This is a genomic window from uncultured Aggregatibacter sp. (assembly GCF_938046485.1).
In the GTDB taxonomy this organism is placed as follows: Bacteria; Pseudomonadota; Gammaproteobacteria; order Enterobacterales; family Pasteurellaceae; genus Aggregatibacter.
On the sequence record NZ_CALIWN010000075.1, the window covers coordinates 1 to 9,576 of the forward strand.

Sequence of the window (9,576 nt, forward strand, 5' to 3'; positions counted from 1 at the left end):
TGCCGTTTTCCCACAAAGTTTTCAGTAAAACTTTCCACGCCGACAATTTAGGATTGGGCTGTTTGCCTTGTCCGATCAAGTCCATTTGCGTCATATACCAGTTCATTTCCAGCATCGCGCCCGCTTTTTTATCAACCAACGCTACGCCCGTTTGGATGCGGTCGGTCTGCACGGTTTGGTAAGTGCCGTTTTGCATTTTGTTTGCCAAATCAGGGACTAAGGCAAACGGGCGGGCGACGCCGACCAAATCCAAATGGCCGCTGGCGAGTGCATCTTCCATGGCGTTTTGCGAACGGAGGCCACCCGTAATAATCAACGGAGCTTGGCTGAATCTCTACCAACTTCTAATGTACCGTTAGTAATACCGACATTAGAGCTAATATCACTCATGTTTCTTGGTGCAAATAAAGTGGTGCCACTCCCTCTTTGAACAAAGTCAACAATCTTAGTAGTAGGGGAAGCTGAGGTCATTTCAGGCGTGAAGTTAAAATCATCTGTTTGTGCGAAATCAAATTTGACCTTTTGAGGATTCTCTTCAAGTTTAATTTTTTCTACATCAAACGTGCCTGCTTTGTTGTTATCACCAATTTGGATGTTGGTTGTACCATTTCCTACTCTTAATGTCCCCGCAGTAAGTTTACTTTCATCTGCAACTAATACATTAACAGTATTGGTTTTAGAGCTCCAATCACTTGTGGCAACACGAATTTCGGCGTTTTTCGGGTACTGAAGCAATGAACCTTTACCAGTAACTGAAATTACCGTATTGGTGACATCTTCCGGGGTATCACGAAGCCATCCCCAAAAGTGAGGTGTCGGTTCAGTCCCTTCAAATTCACCGATTACCTGCCCACCATTGGAAACATATAAATTACCACTACCAAAGTTACCGATATTCATTGGATTATTGGCATCACTGGTTACAATGAGTTTACTGCCTTACCCGTCAACGACAACAGTTCCTTTAGACTGGCGATGGTTGGCTATATGTAATGTCCCTTGTATATTTACAACAGAGCCCCCATCAATTCTAAGATTACCTTCATTACCATTACCACTACCAACTTGAACTAAGCCGTTAACCGTATCTGGGTTTACTTTCCCAAGGGTTTCCGGAATTCCGTCATTAGTCCCTGACCAAGTAACGCTTGCATTCGCAGCCAATGGCGCGGCTAATAGAAGCAACGTTTTAAATTTCATAGTTTTTTTTCCTCTCTGTCTCAGAATTAAGACGGGGCGCGATCATATCACTTTTTTATTACTGAAACAAATCAGCAACCATATTATAAAAACTAAATCATCTAATAAAAAACCACCTTCAACAGAAGGTGGTTTTTGTTTTTATATATTCGTTATTTGAATTACCAAGCGTAACTATAACCTAACACGGCTTTCGCACCGGAACGGTTACCTTTATTGCCTAGAGAATGTTCTAAACGAAGATCTGCATGAATAGCGTGATTACCGAATGGTACATTTAAACCTGCACCACCTTCCAACCAAGTGCGGGAATAATTCTCGCCATATTTGGTATCACCGATTAAGACAGATTTTGCTTTAACAAAATCATGCCATACGTTTGCGACAAAATACACGTTTGGGTTACGTTGGAAGTCTTTGCTGTGGCTTAAACGCACACCAATACGTCCACGTAAGTTGTTGTCCGAACCTTGTGCAACATCACGAACTCCATCATGGAATGATTGAAGTTTTAAATGTTGGTAAACCAATTGGGTTTGTGGTTCAAGGCGCCAGTTGGAATTGCCTAATGCAAAGCTGTGACCACCCTCAACAGATACCGTACCGCTCCAACCATGTTGTCTTACTTCTGGATTAGATACAAAATTGTATTTGTTAGTTAAGTAAGAGAATTGCGCTACTGTGTCCACATAGGCATTATTTGGTGCACGGTATAAGTGATATACACCGATATTTGCTGCTGTTGTTTTACCTTTACCGGTATATTTATCAGCAGCTACAACACCGTTTTCAGCACGATATTGGTCGTAGAAGCGACTATCTGCACGAGAATAAGCAAAATATACACCGCTTAGAGATTGTGGTACGCCATTTTGCATTTCGCTGCGGTTAAAGTCATAACCTACTTGTGCGACATATTGTGAACTATCAACGTCTAAACGGGAACGTCCCTCGGTTTCCAAGCGTTTACCGGAAACACGCGCCCAAACGGAAGAATTTGGTGATTGACTAATTTCACCACGACGTTGGTGTAACGTATCCAACACGCTATAACCTAATTCCATGTTGACTCGTGGCATTTGGATATATGCAGAAACCGGTGCCGCATAAATATCATGACCAAATGCTTTTAATGTCCACGCGTAAATAGAACGATCCTTCTTGGTTAACTGAGCTTCTCCGGCATTTCTTGTTTTAGCCGTTCCAGTAAACGTAGCTTGAGAATTTATATTTGCGTCCCAAACCACAGGAGCTGAATAAGCATCTTCATGAGCTTTACGAAGAATATCTCCTTCAATATAACCACTAGCCGTTTCAACTACAGTATGGCCGGTTGCTGAACGTAGAATATACAAAAGATCTGACTTGGTTGTACTTGAATCATTATTCCAAACGGAACTGACAATCAATTTTCCGTTATTAGAAGTATAGTCAAGCACTCGAAGTGTTTTATCTGCCGATTCATCATCAGAGGCAAGACGAATGGTACCTTCATTATTAACGGTTAACGCATCAGCATTATGACCATTTAATGCTAATGTACCTTTGGAACCAATATTAATCTCATTGTTTTTAGTTCCTGCACCTAAAAAGACATTATCTCTACCGACTTTCAATGTACCATCGGTAATATCAATTTTAGAATTTACGCCTCTCATGCTTGTTGGCGCAAATAAGGTTGTGCCAGAACCACTTTGTATGAAATTAACATGAGATTCTTTCAGTGAACCATACGTGTGGATAATAGGGGTAAAATTCAACTCATCATTTTGGTCAAAGGTGAATGTTGGTTTTGTAAGACCAATAGAAAAACGTTTAACATCTAGTGTTCCACCTTTACCTTTGTTGCCAATTTGGATATTGGCTGTGCCATTTTCTAATTGCAACACACCTGCGCTGAGTTTACCGCCATTAGAAATCAATACATCAACATTTGTTTCTTTGTGGCCGCCACCAACTACACGAATTAATGAGTCTTTATGATAAGAAAGTTCAGAACCTTCACCATCAATAATAATTTTAGTATTAATAGCTGTTCGACCATCTGGCTTATGAAGAAGCCATCCCCAAAAGTGAGGCGCGTTAGGATCACCATGAAATGTTGAGCTTACCTTTCCGCCCTCTAAAATAGAGAGATTCGCATTACTGTAGTTACCGATATTTAATATCCCGCCTACATTTAATTCACTTCCGGCACCAGTGACAGTCAATTTACCACCGAAACCGTCATTGTTTTGATTTCCAATCATTACTGTATCACTGATATTTAACTTAGAGCCATTATCAATGGTCATTTCACCATTTGCTTGCCCTGCAGGGGTTGTTTTACTCCCCTCCGCAATGGTTAAAAACCCATTTATAGTATGCTCTTGATTATCCGTGATGCTTGTAGCTAAGCCACTAGGCAGAACGTTGGTTCCGTTATGAGTGATACTTGCATTAGCAATAAGCGGAGCTGATAATAAAACTAATGTAAGTTTATTAAGCTTAAATTCCATTATTTTATCCTCGTTTTTAATTAAATAGAGCTCAAATTTTAGCACGACATATACCCCAACACAAATCAAAGGAGTGTTTCGGAAAAAACTGACAGAAAACTCACCGCACTTTTCTAATTAAATCCAAAAAGTGCGGTAATTTTTCAAGGTATATTTCATATAAAAAATCGCCTTACTGCGGAACAATAAGGCGATTTATTTTTAGATAAATAAGTCAGAATATTATTTTGCGTCTTGTGCCGGCGCTGCGACCGGTGCAGGATTAAATTTTTGTTCTAATTCGACACTTTGTTTTTGTAACTCGGCCATTGCTTTTCTTAATACTTCAGCTTTTTCAGCATAAGCTTTTTGTTGCTCCGGTGTTTGTGTCGGGTTAGTGAAACTCATATTAGCTTGATCAACCAATAAACCACTCGCCAAGCTTAATACATTTTTGGTTTGCTCTTTGATAGATTTAATTGATTCTGCTTTTACATCTAATGCATCTAAGCTTGTAATTGTATCTTTTACTGATTGATTAAATGTTTCAATCGCTTCTTTCACTTTTTTCTCATCTTGAGCTTGAACTGCAGCCACCAAATCTTGTTGGAATTTTTGTTGTGATTGTAACTGTGTTTGTTCTTGTGCCTTGTTCCAAAAATTATGAATGGTGAAAACCGATTTAGCCGGACGACCTTTATTAAATAAATAGGCTGCGGTTAAACCGGCATGCGCCTCATTGGTCTTGGCGGCGGTTGTGGTGCGGCGAGAGGAATTGGCTGATGAGATAGCCGTGCGTGGCGTGAATTTGTACGCCTGAAAAGCCTGCCTGCTCGGCAATTTTGGCGGTTTGCACGAATTGCTGAATCAGCCCGTTGATTTCATCGGCAGTCAATTCGCGCGGCGGATTGATAAAGCCATCCATGCCTACCAATGGTACAGCGCTCGGTGCAAGCGGCGTTTTATTGACTACCGCAGGTGACTGTTTGCCCGCATGATTGATTTGCATGATGAGCAGCGTGTCGTTTTGCGTGCCGGCTTTCGCCCATTTTTCAGCATCTCAAGCCCCCGGTCGTCTGAAATCACCACATCGTTTATCAAACCTTTGCCGCTTTCAGCGACCATCACATTGCCCGTAACCAAAACACCCGCGCCGCCTTGCGCCCAAGTGCCGTACAGGCGGACGAGTTTTTCAGACGGCTGGTCGTTTTGGGCAAGTTGCTCTTCCATGGCGGATTTGAAGATACGGTTTTTAGCAGTCTTTCCGTTTGGAAAAGTGAACGGGGTAAATAACATAATTCTTTCCTTTAAGTTGATAAGTTTAAAAATGTAAACGTATTTGGGTAAAAATAAAGGGTTAACGGATAACCCTATTTTGAAAGCGGGCAATTTTGAGCCATCAAATCAGCAAGTTGTTTCAATCTCGCCACCGCATCCGCCATGGCAATACTGTAAAACCGCTCTTTGCCGACCTGCTCCACCGCCACCGCCCCGGCTTGCAGCATGATTTTCAAGTGATGCGACACAGCAGGGCGCGACAGATGCAGATGTTCGGTCAGCTCATTCACATTCATCCTACCGTGTTCCCACAGCACGCGCAGGATTTGATGGCGGTTTTCATCACTCAACACGGTAAAAATAGGAGTGCACTCGCGCATTAAATTCATGGTTTGCTGCGGCATATTCGGCTTCTTGAGTTTATACGTTTAAACATTTGAACGAATTTTAGCAGGAAAGATGGGGAATGTCAAAGGGAATTTAAGAAGGTTTTTTAAATCAGGATTATTTAACCTTAGCTGCTTAAAAGAAAAGGCCGTCTGAAAGATTTTCAGACAGCCTTTAAACCTTCATTAATATCACAACCTTAACAACATAAGCCTACAGTTGCTTTGCATGTTTCACACATTCTGTATCATCCAATGATATATTGCTTCAATTGCGTCATCTTCAACATTAAGTTTTGATAGGATTAAAATCAATACCCGTAATATAACGTTGTCCAGCATGAGCTTTAATGTGCACAACAATATCAATGGTCTGCCTAAGCAGGTTTTTAATAACTTCAAACTCCAGACCACTTCCTTCTGGTGATGCTTTTACCATTAATGCCAATTGATCCCATGTTTGTTCTGTGCTACCAGCATGGCAACTTGTAATAGATCCCGGGTGTCCAGATGCACAATTTCGAATAAAATAAAATGATTCGTCACCACGTAGCTCTGCTAGAATAATTCTATCCGGCTTCATACGCAGACAGGATTCCATACAACTTTTTGCCGTAATATTTGAACTACCTTGTCCACCTTTTGAGTAAAGCAAATGAACTACATTTTCATGAGGAATAAATAGCTCCCTAGCATCCTCAATGCTGATTAGTCTCTCACTTAAAGGAATGTGATTAACCAATGCTTTCATAAAAGTAGTCTTACCACTACCAGTTGCACCTGAAACGACTATATTCTTTTTATATTCAACGGCTTTTTTAAAAAATTCTTCGTAGTTCCGATTGTTCTTCAGTTCGACTAATTCCTTATCTTGAGGAGATAATTCTCCATTTAACTCAATAATCTGACTAAAAAAACCATCTTTACTATACTGACTTAAGCTTTTTGTATGTTTTGATGGCAAACGGATCGTAATTGAAGCTTTTCCTGCATCACAGGCAGGAGGAATCACAAATTGGGCACGTTGTCCTGTTGGAAATGTCAACGATACCATCGGCTCCGCTTCTGTAATTCGCTGACCAGTATTACTTTCATTAACAACAGCAGTACAGAACTGACGTGCCCTATCAAAGTTTAGCGTATTTACTTCTACCTTTTTCCATCCCTGAGAGGTTTCTAAAAATACCTCCCCTGGTCTATTAATACAAATCTCAGTCACATCAGGATCTTTTAAGAAAGAGGTAATTCCCAATACTTCATATTGATAATCTAAGAAATCCGCTGAAATTGTTGAGTTTAATTCATCCATAGTTAAAATAAATTGATTTAAAATATACAATTATAATGAAATTTAAAACTTGAGGAAGCTTTTCATTCGAGATTGAGAAACACCTATATTCCCTGCGCTTGTACTTGTGCCAACTGTTTTTGCTGTGTTTCTAATTCAAATTGCTGAGCTGTTACCTGTACCTTTATAAGACTTTCCTCTATCGGTGTAACTGCAGCTTTTTGCATATCCACAGAAGCAGTTCTTAATTCAGGAGCCTTGTCACCAATAAGAATCTGACCATTCTCTTTGATATTGATTAAAGAAGCCCCTCGCATCTTATTTGCATATCCTTCAGCAGCCAATGCCATAGCAATATTATCTAAGCTTCTTTCATCGTAGCTAATATCCTTTTTATTACAGAATTCAGTAAAAATTTGTTTACTTTGCTGATAGATATTTTGAGCATGTTGTGGGATAGCTTCCAACTTTAAAGGCTTCACAGATTGCATATTATCCCAATCGCCAGGAACAGGAGCATGCGCTATGTTGCTCTTAGGTTGATGTAAAATCTTAGTACTCTCTATTCCTGTAGCAGAATGTACTCTAATACTATTACTATCTCTGACACCACTACTATATTGGCCTGTTTTCTTTTCTTGTAAATGAATGCCTAAATCCCCATTTTTGAAATTTTCAATTTTAAGACCATTTACATCTAATGTCCCCGTATTTCTATCCCATTCATATACCATTCCAGCACTACGGTAAACGAAACGGTTTGGCTGAGATAAATCACGTACACCACCCTGTAATATATAGCCATTCAATGATACTTCACCCTTGCCGTCTGAATCTCGGATAATATCTAAATTGTCAGCACGATATTTGTCATGTCCTTTACCACCAAACAATTTATCTCTTCCAGAATTACCGGCTAAAATATCATTACCATTACCACCAATTAATACATCATTACCACTACCGCCTAATAAAATATCATTTTGATTAGTACCTTTTAGAACATCATCTCCGGCATCTCCATACATATATGCCCCACTTTTTAAATAAGTCTTAGCCCTGCCTATTAATAAACTATCACGGCTATATGATCCATCAGCAACAATTTTATTGTTGCCCTTATTTCCAAAAGTGTCATAATTTGCCATATGTTTAACAAATACTTGTTTATCTTCCGGTTTTAAGAATGCCTCAGAAAAGTCTTTGGCAAAATTAGTACGGTTATTCAGAAAGTAATAAATATCTTTTTCGTAATAACTCAATTTAATAGATCCATTTTCTTCTGAATTTGGACGCATACCATACATATTTTGGCGAGCAATCAAATCCTTAACTTGCTCGAAAGATTTACCCTTGATATAAGGATAAAGATTACCGCTAATTTGAGTACTATAAGCACTTCCATTATTTCGCTCTTCATAAGCAATCATACGTGCTTCATTAAAGATAGCCTCTGCTTCTCCATAGCCTCGTGCTTGAGCATAAGCTTTAGCAGTATTATAGTAACTAGCAGATTTAGCCTGATATTTACCCAATCCATGTCCTATTTCATGGGCTACTGCTGTGGCAGTAGTATACTCTGTTCCTGGTCGGAAATAGATGTTTCTATCGTTAGGCTCATAATACGCATTACTCTTACTATTTGTGACTTTGAAAAAACTCTGTCCTTTACTGCTAAACTGATTAATCTGTCTAACCAGCTCATAATTTGCCTTTATCCTGTCCAATTCTGACATAGTAGGATTGAATTGTGTTTTTGTTTTATGGAAACCCAATATTTTTAATTGAGTTTCTGCTTTTTCGTTTAATTTAGTCATAATATATTAGTCTCAGTATCAATAACCCATCGGGCTCATTTCTGTATTACTATAAAAAGTAAATGATGTAATTGCTCCAGAACCGTTATTTGCTGCAATTATTTCACGACCGTTTTCACGCCAGTAGTAATCAACCAGCTCTTTAATTGGGTCACTTTCACGTCTTGGATAATAATCCCCATACTCAGGAGGCATTTCTTTCTCCTTAGGCTTCGGTAAAAAGTCGGGAAATCTGTTTTCTGGGAAAATACTTATTTTTTCTTTGAAATATTGTTTGGTCGGTAAAATAATGAAACTGGTTTGATATGAACTATATTGTATTGCCACATACAATCCGATAGGAGAAGCAAAATTTTCGAAATGATTATTGACATAACCTTCCACAACCGGGATTTTCCAAATATTTTCTAATTCTAGCGCATACATTGCATACAGGCAGTCATCTTTAAAGGCCGTATCATACATCTGCTTAATTAGATCATCCCGATTTTCTACTTTGTGCAACATACCTCGGCAACGATCGCGTACCTGTTCCATAGTTATTCCCTTTTGTACATTCTGTGTCTTAGAAGAATCCTTAATATTGTTATTACTAATCTGTGGAGTACAGGAAGTCACCAAGCATACAGTTAATATGGCTGTAATCACTGATAGTTTCATATAAATTCCTTTTTAGTCATTCTGCACATTTCATTTTCAGACGGCCTTGGACTTTTATTACTATTACCGTTTTCCTTTTAATGAGGTAACTTTCACCGCCCCCATCAGTCGTTTGGTAAATGTTCCATCTTGGTAATAACGGATTTTCCCCACTTGCGCCGGATGCGACATACCTTCGTAAAGGATAATTTCCTTATCTTGGCTCATTGCCTTTAACTCTTGCGGCAGCATTAGTGCTCGACGTTCTTCGCTTTCTGAGACACTACGTTCGCGTCCACGGCTGACATTTTTTCTTTTCACTGTGGTATAACCCAGCATTTCAGAGTATTCGTTTGCATCCTGCTGTTCTCTAGGTGTATAGATGATTTGCAAAGCATGGTTAGTGATAATAGTACGCGCATATTCTTTGCCATAAACAGCATCCAGCTGGGCAACTGATTGGATAATCGGAAATAGGCGAATGTTGTAAC

Annotated in this window: 9 protein-coding genes and 2 pseudogenes; all 11 read right to left on the reverse strand. The window is 39.3% G+C overall.

Translation table 11 applies throughout. The annotated features are described in order from the left end of the window. Positions 1–328: pseudogene (locus Q0203_RS09190) on the reverse strand (NADH oxidase); the annotation flags it as partial. Continuing rightward, complete coding sequence (locus Q0203_RS09195; protein ID WP_297931763.1) at positions 313–900, reverse strand: hypothetical protein; 588 nt, start codon at positions 898–900, stop codon at positions 313–315. The gene Q0203_RS09195 and the pseudogene Q0203_RS09190, both read right to left, overlap by 16 nt. A gap of 39 nt (positions 901–939) precedes the next feature. After that, positions 940–1,200 carry a hypothetical protein gene (locus tag Q0203_RS09200; protein ID WP_297931765.1) on the reverse strand — a complete coding sequence of 87 codons (261 nt, stop codon included), beginning with the start codon at positions 1,198–1,200 and terminating at the stop codon, positions 940–942. Between the two features lie 161 nt (positions 1,201–1,361). Further along, positions 1,362–3,698 carry an autotransporter outer membrane beta-barrel domain-containing protein gene (locus Q0203_RS09205; protein ID WP_297931768.1) on the reverse strand — a complete coding sequence of 779 codons (2,337 nt, stop codon included), beginning with the start codon at positions 3,696–3,698 and terminating at the stop codon, positions 1,362–1,364. 222 nt (positions 3,699–3,920) lie between these two features. Beyond that, entirely contained in the window at positions 3,921–4,517 is a 597-nt protein-coding gene (locus Q0203_RS09210) for a lipoprotein HlpB (RefSeq protein WP_297931771.1), read from the reverse strand. Next, a pseudogene (locus Q0203_RS09670) lies at positions 4,417–4,973 on the reverse strand (NADH oxidase); the annotation flags it as partial. The pseudogene Q0203_RS09670 and the gene Q0203_RS09210, both read right to left, overlap by 101 nt. A 74-nt stretch (positions 4,974–5,047) precedes the next feature. Continuing rightward, positions 5,048–5,359, reverse strand: coding sequence for a metalloregulator ArsR/SmtB family transcription factor (locus Q0203_RS09225; protein WP_297931776.1), 312 nt, complete (start codon positions 5,357–5,359; stop codon positions 5,048–5,050). A 271-nt stretch (positions 5,360–5,630) separates the two neighbouring features. Then, positions 5,631–6,650: a P-type DNA transfer ATPase VirB11 gene (gene virB11, locus Q0203_RS09230; protein WP_049329383.1), complete on the reverse strand. Its 1,020-nt coding sequence runs from the start codon at positions 6,648–6,650 to the stop codon at positions 5,631–5,633. Between the two features lie 83 nt (positions 6,651–6,733). Then, positions 6,734–8,446, reverse strand: a complete 1,713-nt coding sequence (locus Q0203_RS09235) for a calcium-binding protein (protein ID WP_297931779.1) — start codon at positions 8,444–8,446, stop codon at positions 6,734–6,736. Between the two features lie 18 nt (positions 8,447–8,464). Then, positions 8,465–9,106 carry a hypothetical protein gene (locus tag Q0203_RS09240; RefSeq protein WP_297931782.1) on the reverse strand — a complete coding sequence of 214 codons (642 nt, stop codon included), beginning with the start codon at positions 9,104–9,106 and terminating at the stop codon, positions 8,465–8,467. 63 nt (positions 9,107–9,169) lie between these two features. Continuing rightward, positions 9,170–9,576: type IV secretory system conjugative DNA transfer family protein (locus Q0203_RS09245; RefSeq protein WP_297931784.1), on the reverse strand; the 407-nt coding region annotated here is incomplete at its 5' end.